Raw genomic sequence first — 14424 nt, 5'->3', positions numbered from 1 at the left:
ATCAATGCGCTGTGTCTGTGGTGCAGCCTGGCCTGGACTGCCACGATCGTCATGTTCTGGTACGTGACCTCGCACAACGTGCGCAAGGGTCTGCTGCCGGCGCCGGGATGGTTGCGGGGGTTCTTCGGGGAGTTCACCTGGGTGCTGCCCGTGCTGCACATCGGGATCATCGGGATGCTGGTCCTGACCCGCTGGTGGGACTTCTGGACCGGCTGATCCCTCAGGGAAGGCTCAGGCCGCCCCTGAGCGTGTCCAGGGTCCGGTCCAGGAGCGGGATCAGGTCGTCGCCCTGGCCGCGCTCCGCCCAGTAGAGCGTCGCCTCGCGCAGCGCGCCGAGGACGGCGGCCGTGAAGACCCGTACCTCCAGGTCGTCGGCTCCCCGGCCGGTGCGGTCGGCGATGGCGCGGGCCAGCCGCAGTGACGTCTGGGCCGTCGTCTCGGTCAGCCGGGCACGGACGGCGGGGATCTCGACCATCAGGCGGGCGCGCAGCCTGGTCTCCTCGGGCTCCCTGGTGAGCGCGGCGCTCACCGCTTCGAGGAGCACCGCCCGCAGTGACTCCAGGGGTTCCTCGCCGGCGGGGCGCGCCCGCAGCCGGGCGTCCATGAGCGCGTCGTCCTCGTCGGTGAGGAGGATGTCCTCCTTGACGGGGAAATAGCGCACGACCGTACTGGGGGAGACCTCGGCGGCCTCGGCGATCTGCTCGACGCCGGTGGCTTCGTACCCCTGCTCGGCGATGAGCCGGTAGGTCGCCCGCCGGATCGCGATCCGGGTCTTGAGCTTCTTCCGCTCACGCAGCCCCATTGCGGGACGCCCTCCGGAACGGGGATCGGCGTCGTGGTCGGCGGCCATGGGGGACATGGACGTCATTGTCCCGCTCAGGCGTGCCGGTAGGCGACCAGGGAGATGCCGACGTAGTGGACGGCGAACGCCGCGAGCGTGAGCGAGTGGAAGACCTCGTGGAAGCCGAAGTAGCGCGGGGAGGGGTTGGGGCGCTTGATGCCGTAGATGACTCCGCCCGCGCTGTAGAGCAGGCCGCCGACGACCACACAGACGAGCACGGCGACTCCGCCCGCGCGCAGGAAGTCGGGGAGGAAGAAGACGGCGGCCCAGCCCATCGCGATGTAGCAGGGGGTGTAGAGCCAGCGCGGGGCGCCGACCCAGAACACCCGGAACGCGATTCCCGCGACCGCGGCCACCCAGACCGCCCACAGGAGCGGCCGCCCGGTGGAATCCGGGAGGAGGAGCAGGGTCAGCGGGGTATATGTGCCCGCGATGATCAGAAAAATATTGGCATGGTCGAGCCGGCGCAGGATGGCCTCGCCGCGCGGCCCCCAGGTGCCCCGGTGATAGATCGCGCTGATACCGAAGAGCAGGCACGCGGTGAGGACGTAGATACCGCAGGCGATCCGGGCCCGGGGGGAGTCCGAGAGCGCGACGAGCACGAGGCCGGCGACGAGGACGGCCGGGAACATCCCCGCGTGCAGCCAGCCGCGCAGGCGCGGCTTTATCTCATTCACATCGGGAAGCGCTGCAGTCATGGCCCGAATGTTACCTACGCGTCCGTAATTACCGTGCAGGAGTGGCCATGCTCACGTGGGCGACCCTCTGGACATATGGGCACTTGCGTCGGATGATCAAATGAGTGCGGTCGGCACCGGATGAGCGCCAGGCGGTTAACCCCGTGAAGCATCCGGGTCGCAGCCCCCACGGGGCATACACCTAAAAAACCCCTCAACAAGGAGCAATCGTGGCGCGCGACAACGCGGCTCCCACCACCGTCCCGACCCAGCACCAGGAGCTCGTCTCCTGGGTCGACGAGATCGCAGCAATCACGCAGCCGGACAGGGTCGTCTGGTGTGACGGTTCCGAGGCGGAGTACGAGCGTCTGTGCGAGGAGCTCGTCGCCAAGGGCACGTTCAAGAAGCTGGACCCGACGCTCAGGCCGAACTCGTACTACGCGGCATCCGACCCCTCCGACGTTGCGCGCGTCGAGGACCGGACCTTCATCTGCTCCGAGAAGGAGGAGGACGCGGGCCCCACGAACCACTGGAAGGCCCCGGCCGAGATGAAGGACGTCTTCGCCGGTGAGAAGGGCATCTTCCGCGGCTCGATGAAGGGCCGCACGATGTACGTCGTGCCCTTCTGCATGGGCCCCGTCGGCTCTCCGCTGTCCGCGATCGGCGTCGAGATCACCGACTCCGCCTACGTCGCCGTCTCCATGCGCACCATGACCCGCATGGGCCAGGCCGTCCTCGACGAGCTCGGCACCGACGGGTTCTTCGTCAAGGCCGTCCACACCCTCGGCGCTCCGCTCGCCGAGGGCGAGGACGACGTGCCGTGGCCCTGCAACTCGACCAAGTACATCTCGCACTTCCCGGAGACCCGGGAGATCTGGTCGTACGGCTCCGGCTACGGCGGCAACGCCCTGCTCGGCAAGAAGTGCTACGCGCTGCGCATCGCCTCGGTGATGGCCCGCGACGAGGGCTGGCTCGCCGAGCACATGCTGATCCTCAAGCTCACCCCGCCGCAGGGCGAGTCGAAGTACGTCGCCGCGGCCTTCCCGTCCGCCTGTGGCAAGACGAACCTGGCCATGCTGGAGCCCACGATCTCCGGCTGGACCGTCGAGACCATCGGTGACGACATCGCCTGGATGCGGTTCGGTGAGGACGGCCGGCTGTACGCGATCAACCCCGAGGCCGGCTTCTTCGGTGTCGCGCCCGGCACCGGCGAGCACACCAACGCCAACGCCATGAAGACCCTCTGGGGCAACGCCGTCTTCACCAACGTCGCCCTCACCGACGACAACGACATCTGGTGGGAGGGCATGACGGAGACCGCTCCGGCCCACCTGACGGACTGGAAGGGCAACGACTGGACGCCCGCGTCCGAGACGCCGGCCGCCCACCCCAACGCCCGCTTCACCGTTCCCGCCTCGCAGTGCCCGATCATCGCGCCGGAGTGGGAGGACCCGAAGGGCGTGCCGATCTCGGCGATCCTCTTCGGTGGCCGCCGCGCCTCCGCCGTGCCGCTGGTGACCGAGTCCTTCAATTGGCAGCACGGTGTCTTCCTCGGTGCGAACGTCGCCTCCGAGAAGACCGCCGCCGCCGAGGGCAAGGTCGGCGAGCTGCGCCGCGACCCGTTCGCCATGCTGCCGTTCTGCGGCTACAACATGGGCGACTACATGGCCCACTGGGTCAAGGTCGGTGCCAACGCCGACCAGGCGAAGCTGCCGAAGATCTACTACGTGAACTGGTTCCGCAAGAACGACGCGGGCAAGTTCGTGTGGCCCGGCTTCGGCGAGAACAGCCGTGTCCTGAAGTGGATCGTGGAGCGCCTGGAGGGGAAGGCCGAGGGCGTCGAGACGCCGATCGGCATCCTGCCGACCAGGGAGTCCCTGGACACCGACGGTCTGGACCTGCCCGAGGAGGACCTCGAATTCCTCCTCAAGGTCGACACGGACGTCTGGCGCGAGGAGGCCGCCCTGGTCCCCGAGCACCTCAACACCTTCGGCGATCACACGCCGAAGGAGCTGTGGGACGAGTACCGCGCCCTGGTGGCCCGTCTCGGCTGACCCTCGCCCGACTTCGCGGCGGGGCAGTCGACATCCGCCCTGACCTGTGGGTCATCTCCTGACCCGTCGCGTCGCACGCCGGCCCCCGGAGCCCCCTCACGGCCCCGGGGGCCGGCGCTTTGCGTCCTGAAAGAACGAAAGGACCCCGGCCGTGGCCGGAGTCCAGAGATGGGTGGCACCCGGTCCGCGCGCCTCCCCGGCCCGCGGACCGGGGCCGTCAGGGGGCGCCGACCAGTCGGGGCGAGGCCAGCGCGTCGGTGTGCGCGTCCATGCGCTCGGCGGCCAGGATGGCCGCGGCGGTGTCCGCCCGGGAGGCGGCGACGACCAGGGCGCGGCCCGCGAGGGCGTGGGCCCGCCGGTGGAGCTCGGGGGTCGCGTCGCCGCTGAGGCCCGCGTGCCGGGCGGGCGGGGCGCCGCGGAGCCGCGCCACCTGCTCGGCGATGCGCTCGCTCGCGGCCGTGTCACCGAGCTCGTCGGTGACGGCGAGCAGTGCGGCCAGATGGCCGGCGAGCTGGATGTCCAGCTCCTCCTCGCGGGAGCGGTGCGGATACGCGTCCCGGTCGTCGTCGGCCATCCGGTGGACCGACTTGGTGCGGATCGGTTCGTACATGGGATGGCCTCCTGCATCAGCTGTGCAGCCATCCTAGCTTAGATTCGTTCTAAAGTTGAGTGATGTCCGGAGCCGGCCCCGGCCGGAGGGTCTACGGCTGGCCGTAGCCCTCCAGGAAGTTCCCGATCCGGGTGATCGCGTCGGCGAGGTCCTTCGCGTTCGGCAGCGTGACGATCCTGAAGTGGTCGGGCTCGTGCCAGTTGAAGCCGGTGCCGTGCACCACCATGATCTTCTCGGCCCGGAGCAGATCGACGACCATCTGCCGGTCGTCCTTGATCTTGTAGACGTCCGGGTCCAGACGCGGGAAGAGGTACAGCGCGCCCTTCGGCTTCACGCACGTCACACCGGGGATCCTGGTGAGCAGGTCGTACGCCACGTCGCGCTGCTCCAGCAGCCGCCCGCCGGGCAGGACCAGATCCTCGATCGACTGCCGGCCCTGCAGCGCGGCGGCGACCGCGTGCTGCGCCGGCATGTTGGCGCACAGCCGCATGTTCGCGAGGATCGTCAGACCCTCGATGTACGAGGTGGCGTGGGCCTTGGGGCCGCAGACCGCGAGCCAGCCGGACCGGAAACCGGCCACCCGGTAGTTCTTGCTCATCCCGTTGAAGGTGAGAACCATCAGGTCGGGGGCGATCGCGGCGGTCGGCGTGTGCGTCGTGCCGTCGTAGAGGATCTTGTCGTAGATCTCGTCGGAGCAGACGACCAGATTGTGCCGGCGGGCGATCTCCGTGATGCCCCGCAGCATCTCGTCGTCGTACACCGCACCCGTCGGATTGTTCGGGTTGATGACGACGATGGCCTTGGTCCGGTCGGTGATCCTGCGCTCGATGTCGGCGAGGTCCGGCATCCAGTCGGCCTGCTCGTCGCAGCGGTAGTGCACCGCCGTGCCCCCGGCGAGGGAGACGGAGGCCGTCCACAGCGGATAGTCCGGGGCGGGGACGAGGACCTCGTCGCCGTCGTCGAGCAGGGCCTGCATCGACATCTGGATCAGCTCGGAGACGCCGTTGCCGAGGTAGATGTCCTCGACGGAGAGCGGGATGCCCTTGGTCTCGTAGTGGCTCATCACCGCGCGGCGGGCGGACAGCAGGCCCTTCGCGTCGCCGTAGCCGTGCGCGTCGTGCAGATTGCGCAGCACGTCCTCGAGGATCGCGGGCGGGCACTCGAAGCCGAACGCGGCGGGATTGCCGGTGTTGAGCTTGAGGATGCGGTGGCCCGCGGCCTCCAGTCGCATTGCCTCCTCGAGCACCGGACCCCGGATTTCGTAACAGACGTTGGCGAGCTTCGTGGACTGGATCACCTGCATGACGTGAGCTTACGGGGAGCGGCTGCGGCTCGCCTCGTGTTTTGGGACACGTGGGGGGTCACCTCGGGCCGTCGAGGCGGTAACCGGGGCGGAAGAAGGCGTTCGCCGCCGGGTGGAACATGAGCGCCGTCGCCGTCAGGACCGCCGCCAGGTGGATCACCCGGCTGGTGGCGAAGACCAGGTCCAGGGCGTCGGCGCCGGCCAGTGCGGCGCTGATCGTGAGGCCGTCGGCCAGGGCCCGGACCGGCTCGACGACCAGGGAGAGCGTGCCGAGACCGCCGAGGCCGACGGCCAGCGCGATGCGGGCCCAGGCACGCCCACGGCGCAGTTGCGCCACCACGGTGAGGGCGACGGCGAAGACCACGGTCCGCAGCGCGATGCCGGAGGCGAGCTCGCCGCCCGACGCCGAACCGTCGGCCACCGTCCGGCCGACCAGAAGCACCGTCTCGAAGATCCCGGCGCCGATGGCGACGAGCCACAGCCGATGGGCCGCGCGGACCGGGGCGGGCAGGGCCGGAAGGGGAGCGGGGACGGGAGCCGAAGGTGCGTGAGCGCGGGACATGGAGGCCTCATTCCTGGGCGGTCGGTGCGACCTCCCGATCGTCGTCCCGGGCGGGCACCCGGGACACGCCCGCACGCCCCCGGATCCCGCGGGGGAAAGCCCCAGGGAGCGCCTCGGATAGGTTGACGGGTCATGTGGGTGTTGAGCGCGGCGCGGTGCCGTTGGGTGGGGGCGACCGGGTCGCTCGCCATCGCCCTGGGGGGTCTGGCGGCGGGGACGCTGCCGGCCCGCGAGCCCTGGGGCATCTGGGTTCCGCGGGGCCACGGCACGACCGTCGCAGCCGCCGTCCTCGCGTACCTCGGACTGACCCTGTTGGTCCTCGCGTGGTGGCAGTACGGGCGGCTGCTCGCGGACGGGGCCGTGGCCGGCGTACGCCGGACGCTGGTGACGCTCGGCTGGTGGACCGCGCCGCTGGCTCTCGCGCCGCCCCTCTACAGCGCCGATGTGTACAGCTACATCGCCCAGGGCGCGATGGTCGTCGAGGGCCATGACGTCTACACGTCCGGCCCCTCCGTCCTCGACCCGGGAGGCGTCGGTGGCGACGCGGCCGCGAGCGTCGGCGGGCACTGGCGCGACACCCCCGCCCCCTACGGCCCCGTCTTCCTCGTCCTCGCCCAGGCCGTCGTCAGGGTCACGGGCGGCGGGATCGTGCCCGCCGTCCTCGGGATGCGGATCCTCTCGCTGGCCGCGCTCGCCCTGATCGTGTGGGGCCTGTCGCGGCTCGCCGCCGCCCGGGGGACCGCCGTGAGCGGGGCCCTGTGGCTCGGCGCGCTCAATCCGCTGCTGCTCGTCCATGTCGTCGGCGGGACGCACAACGACGGCCTGATGGCCGGCCTGATGCTGTGCGCGGTCGTCCTGGCGCTGCGCGGGCGGTGGGTGGCCGGCGGCGCCGTCGTCGGCCTGGCGATGATGATCAAGTCGCCGGCTGCCCTGGCGCTGCTCTTCATCGGTGTGATGGTGGTGCGGACGGCGGACGGCGGGGTGGTCCGGCGGACGGTGAAGGCCTTCGTCCTGCCCGGTCTGGTGGCCTGCGCGGTCGCCGTCGGGACGACGCTCCTCGCCGGGACCGGCTTCGGCTGGCTGCGGACGCAGAGCGTCGCCGGGACCATCCACACCGCGCTCTCCCTCACGAGCGATCTGGGCCTGGGCCTCGGTCACCTCGGGCAGGCGCTCCTCGGCACGGACCCGGACCCCGTGAAGGCGGTGGTGCAGAAGGCCGGCCTGGTGGCCGCGCTCGCGGTGATCGCCCATCTGGCGTGGCGGCGCCCCGATCCCGTCCACGCCCTCGGGCTCGCCCTGCTGGTCCTCGTCGCGCTCTCGCCGATGGTGCAGCCCTGGTACCTCCTGTGGGGCACGACGGTGATCGCCGCCACCGCGTGGGACAGCAGGCTCGGGCAGGTGCTGGCGGTCCTGTCGGCCGCGCTGGCGTACGAGACGCAGCCGTCCGGTCACACACCGGCGTACGGGTTCGTACTCGCCGGGGCCGTGTGCGTCCTGGGCGCGGTCTGGATCCGACGGCGGCCGTGGCCCCCGCGGGCCGAAGACCTCATCGCGTCCGGCGAATCGCCTTCCCCGCCAGGACGTCCGTACGCCGGCCGTCCTCGATGACGAACCGTCCGTCGATCAGGACGTGCGGGATCCCCACCGGCAGGGCGCGCGGCGCGTCGAACGTCGAGCCCGCCGCGACCGTGTCCGGGTCGAAGAGCACCAGGTCCGCGCGGTAGCCCTCGCGGATCAGGCCGCGGTCCGGCAGACGCAGGCGGGCCGCCGGGCGCGAGGTGAGATGGGCGACGCACTCCTCCAGCGAGAGCACCCCCAACTCCCGTGCGTACCGGCCCAGATAGTGCGGGAACGTGCCGTACGCGCGCGGATGCGGCTTGTCTCCCTGGAGGATGCCGTCGGAGCCGCCGGTGTGCACCCGGTGGCGCATGATCGCCCGGACGTTCTCCTCGTGGCCGACGTGCTGGAGGATCGTCGTGCCGAGCCGGTCGTCGATCAGCAGTCGGCGGGCGGTCACCCAGGGTTCCTCGCGGCGCAGGTCGGCGGAGTGCTGGATCGTCCTGCCCACCCGGTCCGCCAGAGCCGGGTCGGACACCCCGGAGATCTCGATGGTGTTCCACTCGATCGGTACGCCGTGGCAGCCGTCCGCGCCGACGACCTCCATGTGGTGGCGGATCCGCTCGGCGGTCGCGTCGTCCCGGAGCCGGGCCAGGACGGCATCGGGGCCGCCCTCGCTCGCCCAGCTGGGCAGCATCGCCACCAGCGTCGTACAGCCCGGTGTGTACGGGTAGGTGTCCAGGGAGATGTCCGCGCCGCCGGCGAGGGCGTCGTCGAGCAGGGCCAGCAGGTCCGGCGCCCTGCCCTCGTTCACGCCGAAGTTCATGGTGGCGTGGGCGAGATGGAGCGCGCAGCCCGCCTCGCGCGTGAGCGTCACCATCTCCTCGTACGCCCCGAGGGCCCCGGCGCCGTACGAGCGGTGGTGCGGGCAGTAGTAGCCGTCGTAGCGGGCGACGACCCGGCACAGCTCGGTCAGTTCGGCGTCGCCCGCGTACATGCCGGGGGTGTAGGTGAGGCCGGAGGACATCCCCACCGCGCCCTGTTCGAGGCCCTCGGCGACGAGCCGCTTCATGTGGGAGAGCTCGTCGGGTGTCGCGGGGCGGTCGTCCCAGCCGAGCGCGTGCATCCGGACCGTGCCCTGGGGGATGAGATAGGCGGCGTTGACGGCGATGCCCCGGCCGCCGAAGTTCCGGTCGAGGCGGTCCAGATACTCGCCCACGGTCCGCCAGTCGAAGTCGAGGTCGGAACCGTCGCCGTTCCAGCCGGTGATCGCCTTGCGGACCTCGGTCAGGGTGCGGTCGTCGACGGGGGCGTACGACAAACCGTCCTGGCCGAGGACTTCGAGGGTCACGCCCTGCGCGGCCTTCGCCTCGTGCGCGGGGTCGCGCAGCAGGGCCAGGTCGCTGTGCGCGTGCATGTCGATAAAGCCGGGGGAGAGGGCGAGGCCCTCGGCGTCCACGATCCGCCGGGCCGTGGGGCGCGGGCAGCCGGCCGCGGTGGCCTCCTTGACGATCGCGGCGATTCGTCCGCCTTCCAGGGCCACGTCGGCGCGGTAGGAGTCCCCACCGGAACCGTCGATGACGGTGGCGTCGCGCAGGACCAGATCCATGGCCGGGGCTCCTAGAAGAAGGTGCGGATGTAGTCCGTGACCGTGCCGTCCGCCTCCACGACGGGAATCAGCTGCCACTTGTCGAAGGACGTGCAGGGGTGGGAGAGGCCCATCCCCACCCAGTCGCCGACCTCCAGGTCCGCCTCGGGGGCCGTGCGCAGCCAGCCGTGCTGGTCCGACAGGCCGGTGAGCGTGATGCCCGTCGCCCCGCGGGTCCGGCCGTCGCGGGCGGAGCGGACCACCTGTGCCTCGGGGAGGTCCAGGTCGTGGGCGGCGTCGCGCTTGCCCGCGTTCGTGAACGCCTGCTCGGGCGTGGGGCGGGAGACGACCTGGGCCCAGAGCCGGAACGCGGGCTCGAGCGCGCCCTCGTCGGGTACCCGGTTGAAGGGGGTGAGCCGGCGGTAGTGGCCGGAGTCGTGCGAGACGTAGGCGCCGGAACGCAGCAGCTTGAGCATGGGCCGGGAGAGCGCCGGCATCTCGCCGAAGACGTCCGCGACCGCGTCGAACCAGGCGCTGCCGCCCGCGCTGACCACGATCCGGTCCAGGTCGGCGGAGAAGCGGCCCGCCTTGTCGAAGTCGGCGGCCAGTGAGGTGAGCCGGCGCAGCCAGGCGTGGACCCGCTCGGGCGTGGCGTCGGGGACCTCGCCCTCGTAACCGGCGACACCCACCAGGCGCAGGGCCGTCGAGGCGGCGACCGCGTCGGCGACGGCCGCGCAGTCGGCCTCCGTACGGGCTCCGGTGCGGGCGCCCTCGCCCGCGCCGAGCTCGACGACGACGTCCACCCGGCGGGAGGAGCCGGCCAGCGCCGCGTCCATCAGCTCGACGCCGCGCACGGAGTCGACGTAACAGACGAACTCGAAGGCGGGGTCGGCCTCCAGCTCGCGGGCGAGCCAGCGCAGCGCCACCGCGTCGACGAGCTCATTGGCGAGGAAGATCCGCCGGATGCCGAACGCGCGGTAGACGCGGACCTGGTGGGGGACGGCGGCGGTGATGCCCCAGGCGCCGTGCTCCAGCTGGCGGTCGAAGAGCTGCGGGGACATCGAGGTCTTGCCGTGCGGGGCGAAGGCGAGTCCGTGGTGGAGCGCGTAGGTCTCCAGCAGCCGCAGATTGTGCTCCAGGGCCTCGGCGGAGAGCGCGAGCACGGGGGTGGTGAAGCCCCCGGTGAAGAGGTCGCGCCGCTCGGCCGCCAGTTCGCCGACGGTGAGGCCCTCGGCGTCCGGCGGAAGGCCCTTGAAGCGGTGGTCGACGCGTTCGCTCGCCAGCTGCTCGACCGGGTTCTCGGCGTGCACGGAGCCTCCTGGGTGCGGTGTGGATCAGCGTTGCATCATATGCAACAGTCATTGCGCATATCGCTTTGTGCTGTCTAACATCCGGGCCAACGCCGGGTCAATCGACCCACGTGAGAGAAGAGGAGCCCCCCGGGTGAGCGGAACCGGTGCCGTGGACGTCGTCTGCCTCGGCGAATCCATGGTCACGTTCCTGCCCTCCCGCCCGGGCCGCCTCGCCGACGTCCCCTCCTTCGCCCGCACGATCGGCGGCGCCGAGTCCAACGTGGCCTGCGCCCTCGCCGCCGCCGGACACACCGCGAAGTGGGTCAGCCGGGTCGGCGCCGACGGCTTCGGAGACCATCTCACCCGGGCCGTCGCCGCGTACGGCGTCGACGTCTCCGCCGTCGGCCGCGACCCGCACCGGCCCACCGGCGTCTACTTCCGCACCGCCACCGACCGGTCCACCGACGCCCACGAGGTCGTCTACTACCGAAGCGGTTCGGCCGCCTCCGCGATGTCCCCGCGGAACGTGCCGTACGAGGACGTGGCCGGCTGCCGGATCCTCCATCTGTCCGGCATCACGGCCGCGCTCTCCGCCGACTGCCTCGCCCTGCTGCGCGACCTCACCGGTGCCCGGTCCGGCCGCCCGATCGTCTCCTTCGACGTCAACCACCGGCCCGGCCTGTGGCCGGGGACATCCGGCGGGCGGATCCTGCTGGACCTCGCGCGCGGCGCCGACCTCGTCTTCGTCGGCGCGGACGAGGCCGAGGACGCCTGGGGGCTGAGGGGCCCCGACGCGATCCGCTCGGCACTCCCGGAGCCGCGGACGGTGGTGGTCAAGCAGGGCGCGAAGGGCGCGGTGGCGTACACCCGCGCCGACGGTCCGGCCGCCGGCGATACCGTCACCTTCGTCCCCGCCCCCCGCGTCGACGTCGTCGCCCCCGTCGGCGCCGGTGACGCCTTCGCCGCCGGGTTCCTCTCGGCGGCCCTGCGCGCCCTGCCCGTCCGCGACCGCATCCGGCACGGACACCTCATGGCCGCCGCCGCCCTCACCGTCCCCGGCGACCTCGGTGCCCCGCCCCGCGCCACACACGCCGACCGGCTGGCGCGGCTCGACGACGACGCCTGGGGGAGACTGCGTCTCGGCCCCGGGTGGACGGGGGACGACCAGGAGGTACGTACACCATGAGCCAGACCGTCGACCGCGCGCTGAGCATCCTGCCCCTGCTCGCCGAGGGACCCGCCGACCTCGGACAGGTCGCCGACCGGCTCGGCGTCCACAAGTCCACCGCCCTGCGGCTGCTGCGCACGCTCCACGAGCACGGACTCGTCTACCGGCAGCAGGACCAGCGCTACCGCCTGGGCGCCCGCCTCTTCGCCCTCGCCCAGGAGGCCGTCGAGAACCTCGACGTCCGTGAGATCGCCCACCCCCATCTCGTCGCCCTCAACGAGAAGATCGGGCACACGGTCCACCTCGCTGTGTACGAGGAGAGCGAAGTCCTCTACATCGACAAGGTCGAGAGCCGCTATCCGGTCCGGATGTACTCGCGGATCGGCAAGCCCGTCGCCATCACCGTCGCGGCGGTGGCGAAGCTGCTCCTCGCCGACCTCACCGAGCCCGAGCGGACCGCCCTCGCCTCGAAGCTCGACTACCCCATGTACACGCCCCGTTCGATCCCGAACGCGGCCGCCTTCCTCAAGGAGCTGGCGACCGTACGCGAACAGGGCTGGGCCACCGACCTCGGTGGCCACGAGGAGTCCATCAACTGCATCGGCGCCCCCGTCCGGGGCGCGGACGGCCGGGTCGTCGCGGCGATGTCGGTGTCCGCGCCGAACGTCGTGGTGACGGCCGAGGAACTCCTCACCCTGCTCCCGCTGGTGCGGCGCACCGCCGACGCCATCAGCCGCGAGTACTCAGGCACCGCCCCTACCAAGGACCAGTGAATGACCGAGAAGACCGCCCTCACCCCCGCCACCCACACCGCCCCGCCCGCCAAGTTCTCCCACGGCGTCCGCAAGGGCAACATCCTCCAGGTCGCCGGGCAGGTCGGCTTCCTCCCCGCCGTCGAGGGCCGGGCGCCGACGGTCGCGGGCCCCACCCTGCGCGAACAGACGCTCCAGACCTTCGCCAACGTCAAGGCGATCCTCGAAGAGGGCGGCGCGAGCTGGGACGACGTGATGATGATGCGCGTCTACCTCACCGACGTGGACCACTTCGCCGAGATGAACGCGATCTACAACGCGTACTTCGAGGATCAGGGCCTGAAGGCTCCCGCGTCCGCCCGCACCACGGTCTACGTCGGCCTTCCCGCCGGGCTGCTCATCGAGATCGACGCCCTGGCAGTCCTGGACTGATCCCTCTGAATCCCCGCCCGCCGCACGGCACGGCGCTCGTCCCCCGAGCGCCGTGCCGCGATCCCCCCTACCCGAACGAGGTCGTCCCCGTGCCACCCACGCCGCCCCCGCCCCACACCGGTGGAATGCTCCTGCTCGTCGACGGCACCGCCGGTCTGCTGACCGTCGCCGCCCTCGGCATCGCGCTCCTGCTCTTCCTGATCATCAAGGTCCGGCTCCAGCCGTTCGTCGCGCTGCTCGCCGTCTCCATATCCGTCGGCCTGGCCGCCGGCCTGTCCGTCACCGAACTCTTCGGCACGGTCCAGAAGTCCGCCGCGGTCTCCGTGATCGAGACCGGCATGGGCGGCATCCTCGGCCATGTCGCGATCATCATCGGTCTCGGCACCATGCTCGGCGCGATCCTCGAAGTGTCCGGCGGCGCCGAGGTGCTGAGCACCCGGCTGCTGAACCTCTTCGGCGAGAAGCGCGCCCCGCTCGCCATGGGGCTCACCGGCCTGATCTTCGGCATCCCGGTCTTCTTCGACGTCGGCATCTTCGTCCTCGCGCCGATCGTCTACGCCGCCGCCAAGCGGTCCGGCAAGTCGATCCTGCTCTACGCGATGCCGCTGCTGGCCGGCCTGTCCATGACCCACGCCTTCCTGCCGCCGCACCCCGGCCCCGTCGCCGCCGCCGGGCTGCTCCACGTCTCGCTCGGCTGGGTCATCCTCATGGGCATCGTCGTCGGTCTGCCCGCGGTCCTGGCGGCCTGGGCGTACGCCGCCTGGATCGGCAAGCGCCTCTTCGTCGACGTACCCCAGGACATGCTGGAGGCCGCCGAGGACGCCAAGGCGGCCGTGGCCGCCGAACGCACCTCGACGAACGGCGGCGCGGCCGAGGCGCCCGTCGCGCTCTCCACCGTCCTGTTCATCATCGGGACGCCCCTGGTCCTCATCCTCGCCGCGACCTTCTCCTCCATCGCGCTGGACGAGTCGACCCTCCGCTCGGTCGTCGAGTTCTTCGGCAGCCCCTTCGTCGCCCTGACCATCGCCCTGCTGCTCGCGTACTACCTGCTCGGCCTCCGCCGCGGCTGGTCCCGCAAGTCCCTTGAGCAGGTGTCCACTTCGTCGCTGAAGCCGGTGGGCAACATCCTGCTGGTCGTCGGCGCGGGCGGTGTCTTCGGCGCGGTGCTCAAGGCGAGCGGAGTGGCCCAGGCCCTGTCGGACGCCTTCAACGACGTCGGACTGCCGGTCGTCGTGCTGGCCTATCTGATCTCGCTGGTCCTGCGCGTGGCGCAGGGCTCCGCGACCGTCGCCATCGTCACCACCGCCGGGATCGTCCTGCCCCTGGTGGAGGGCGGCGACCACTCGCAGGCGTTCCTGGCCCTCGTCATCATGGCGATCTCAGCCGGCTCGATCTTCGCCTCGCACGTCAACGACGGCGGCTTCTGGATCGTCGCCAAGTACTTCGGGATCTCCGAGCGCGACACGCTCAAGTCCTGGACCGTACTGGAGTCGGTCCTCTCCCTCGCCGGCTTCGCGGTCGCGGCGACGCTGAGCCTGCTCGTCTGACCGGCCGGTGGGTGCGGCGCCCGGCCCGGGCCGTCGTCGCA

The 14424-nt window shown here is 71.3% G+C and carries 13 protein-coding genes and 1 pseudogene; 7 read left to right on the top strand and 7 right to left on the bottom strand.

All coding sequences use genetic code 11. From position 1 onward, the window contains the following. A pseudogene (locus ACZ7J0_RS20580) lies at window positions 1–216 on the top strand (vitamin K epoxide reductase family protein); the annotation flags it as partial. A 4-nt stretch (window positions 217–220) separates the two neighbouring features. On the opposite strand, the gene ACZ7J0_RS20575 reads toward ACZ7J0_RS20580, so the two are convergent. Then, the gene (locus ACZ7J0_RS20575; protein ID WP_470889263.1) at window positions 221–868 is read right to left on the bottom strand and encodes a TetR/AcrR family transcriptional regulator; all 648 of its coding nucleotides are present in this window, start codon (window positions 866–868) and stop codon (window positions 221–223) included. A gap of 8 nt (window positions 869–876) precedes the next feature. Next, on the bottom strand, window positions 877–1539 hold the full coding sequence (gene trhA / locus ACZ7J0_RS20570) for a PAQR family membrane homeostasis protein TrhA (RefSeq protein WP_470889261.1): 663 nt from the start codon (window positions 1537–1539) through the stop codon (window positions 877–879). Between the two features lie 209 nt (window positions 1540–1748). On the opposite strand from trhA, the gene ACZ7J0_RS20565 reads away from it, so the two are divergent. Continuing rightward, on the top strand, window positions 1749–3572 hold the full coding sequence (locus ACZ7J0_RS20565; protein WP_470889259.1) for a phosphoenolpyruvate carboxykinase (GTP): 1824 nt from the start codon (window positions 1749–1751) through the stop codon (window positions 3570–3572). Between the two features lie 217 nt (window positions 3573–3789). Here the strand turns inward: ACZ7J0_RS20565 and ACZ7J0_RS20560 are convergent, their stop codons facing one another. The 3 genes from ACZ7J0_RS20560 to ACZ7J0_RS20550 all read right to left on the bottom strand — a co-directional run bounded on the left by ACZ7J0_RS20560 (window position 3790) and on the right by ACZ7J0_RS20550 (window position 6047). Then, window positions 3790–4182 (bottom strand): SCO4983 family protein, encoded by a 393-nt coding sequence (locus ACZ7J0_RS20560; RefSeq protein WP_470889257.1) that lies wholly within the window; start codon window positions 4180–4182, stop codon window positions 3790–3792. A gap of 91 nt (window positions 4183–4273) precedes the next feature. After that, window positions 4274–5485 carry a pyridoxal phosphate-dependent aminotransferase gene (locus tag ACZ7J0_RS20555; protein ID WP_468714485.1) on the bottom strand — a complete coding sequence of 404 codons (1212 nt, stop codon included), beginning with the start codon at window positions 5483–5485 and terminating at the stop codon, window positions 4274–4276. Window positions 5486–5543: 58 nt separating this feature from the next. Then, window positions 5544–6047, bottom strand: coding sequence for a hypothetical protein (locus ACZ7J0_RS20550; protein ID WP_470889254.1), 504 nt, complete (start codon window positions 6045–6047; stop codon window positions 5544–5546). A 132-nt stretch (window positions 6048–6179) separates the two neighbouring features. Here ACZ7J0_RS20550 and mptB point away from each other — a divergent pair, with 132 nt between their 5' ends. Further along, window positions 6180–7655, top strand: coding sequence for a polyprenol phosphomannose-dependent alpha 1,6 mannosyltransferase MptB (gene mptB / locus ACZ7J0_RS20545; protein WP_470889252.1), 1476 nt, complete (start codon window positions 6180–6182; stop codon window positions 7653–7655). On the opposite strand, the gene ACZ7J0_RS20540 is transcribed toward mptB, so the two are convergent. Continuing rightward, window positions 7594–9213, bottom strand: a complete 1620-nt coding sequence (locus ACZ7J0_RS20540; RefSeq protein ID WP_470889250.1) for an N-acyl-D-amino-acid deacylase family protein — start codon at window positions 9211–9213, stop codon at window positions 7594–7596. The genes mptB and ACZ7J0_RS20540 overlap by 62 nt on opposite strands. 11 nt (window positions 9214–9224) lie before the next feature. Next, a complete protein-coding gene (locus tag ACZ7J0_RS20535) occupies window positions 9225–10502 on the bottom strand; it encodes an amino acid deaminase (protein WP_470889248.1) in 1278 nt (425 codons plus the stop codon). A 178-nt stretch (window positions 10503–10680) separates the two neighbouring features. Here ACZ7J0_RS20535 and ACZ7J0_RS20530 point away from each other — a divergent pair, with 178 nt between their 5' ends. From ACZ7J0_RS20530 to ACZ7J0_RS20515, 4 genes are all read left to right on the top strand, one after another. Then, window positions 10681–11670 (top strand): sugar kinase, encoded by a 990-nt coding sequence (locus ACZ7J0_RS20530; RefSeq protein ID WP_470889296.1) that lies wholly within the window; start codon window positions 10681–10683, stop codon window positions 11668–11670. Next, entirely contained in the window at window positions 11667–12425 is a 759-nt protein-coding gene (locus ACZ7J0_RS20525) for an IclR family transcriptional regulator (RefSeq protein WP_470889246.1), read from the top strand. Before ACZ7J0_RS20530 ends, ACZ7J0_RS20525 begins: the two co-directional genes overlap by 4 nt. Next, on the top strand, window positions 12426–12836 hold the full coding sequence (locus tag ACZ7J0_RS20520) for a RidA family protein (RefSeq protein ID WP_470889244.1): 411 nt from the start codon (window positions 12426–12428) through the stop codon (window positions 12834–12836). A 125-nt stretch (window positions 12837–12961) separates the two neighbouring features. Beyond that, the gene (locus ACZ7J0_RS20515) at window positions 12962–14383 is read left to right on the top strand and encodes a GntP family permease (protein ID WP_470889294.1); all 1422 of its coding nucleotides are present in this window, start codon (window positions 12962–12964) and stop codon (window positions 14381–14383) included. Window positions 14384–14424 lie beyond the last annotated feature (41 nt).

Source organism: Streptomyces sp. NPDC038280 (genome assembly GCF_055600045.1).
This window is presented reverse-complemented; position numbering and strand designations above follow the sequence as displayed.

What these genes read in the sequence shown, in the direction of transcription:
- ACZ7J0_RS20560 (WP_470889257.1), bottom strand. Translation starts at nt 4,182, where the DNA reads ATGTACGAACCGATCCGCACCAAGTCGGTCCACCGGATGGCCGACGAC.
- ACZ7J0_RS20525 (WP_470889246.1), top strand. Translation starts at nt 11,667, where the DNA reads ATGAGCCAGACCGTCGACCGCGCGCTGAGCATCCTGCCCCTGCTCGCC.
- ACZ7J0_RS20575 (WP_470889263.1), bottom strand. Translation starts at nt 868, where the DNA reads ATGACGTCCATGTCCCCCATGGCCGCCGACCACGACGCCGATCCCCGT.
- ACZ7J0_RS20515 (WP_470889294.1), top strand. Translation starts at nt 12,962, where the DNA reads ATGCTCCTGCTCGTCGACGGCACCGCCGGTCTGCTGACCGTCGCCGCC.
- ACZ7J0_RS20550 (WP_470889254.1), bottom strand. Translation starts at nt 6,047, where the DNA reads ATGTCCCGCGCTCACGCACCTTCGGCTCCCGTCCCCGCTCCCCTTCCG.
- ACZ7J0_RS20520 (WP_470889244.1), top strand. Translation starts at nt 12,426, where the DNA reads ATGACCGAGAAGACCGCCCTCACCCCCGCCACCCACACCGCCCCGCCC.
- ACZ7J0_RS20530 (WP_470889296.1), top strand. Translation starts at nt 10,681, where the DNA reads ATGGTCACGTTCCTGCCCTCCCGCCCGGGCCGCCTCGCCGACGTCCCC.
- trhA (WP_470889261.1), bottom strand. Translation starts at nt 1,539, where the DNA reads ATGACTGCAGCGCTTCCCGATGTGAATGAGATAAAGCCGCGCCTGCGC.
- ACZ7J0_RS20540 (WP_470889250.1), bottom strand. Translation starts at nt 9,213, where the DNA reads ATGGATCTGGTCCTGCGCGACGCCACCGTCATCGACGGTTCCGGTGGG.
- mptB (WP_470889252.1), top strand. Translation starts at nt 6,180, where the DNA reads ATGTGGGTGTTGAGCGCGGCGCGGTGCCGTTGGGTGGGGGCGACCGGG.
- ACZ7J0_RS20555 (WP_468714485.1), bottom strand. Translation starts at nt 5,485, where the DNA reads ATGCAGGTGATCCAGTCCACGAAGCTCGCCAACGTCTGTTACGAAATC.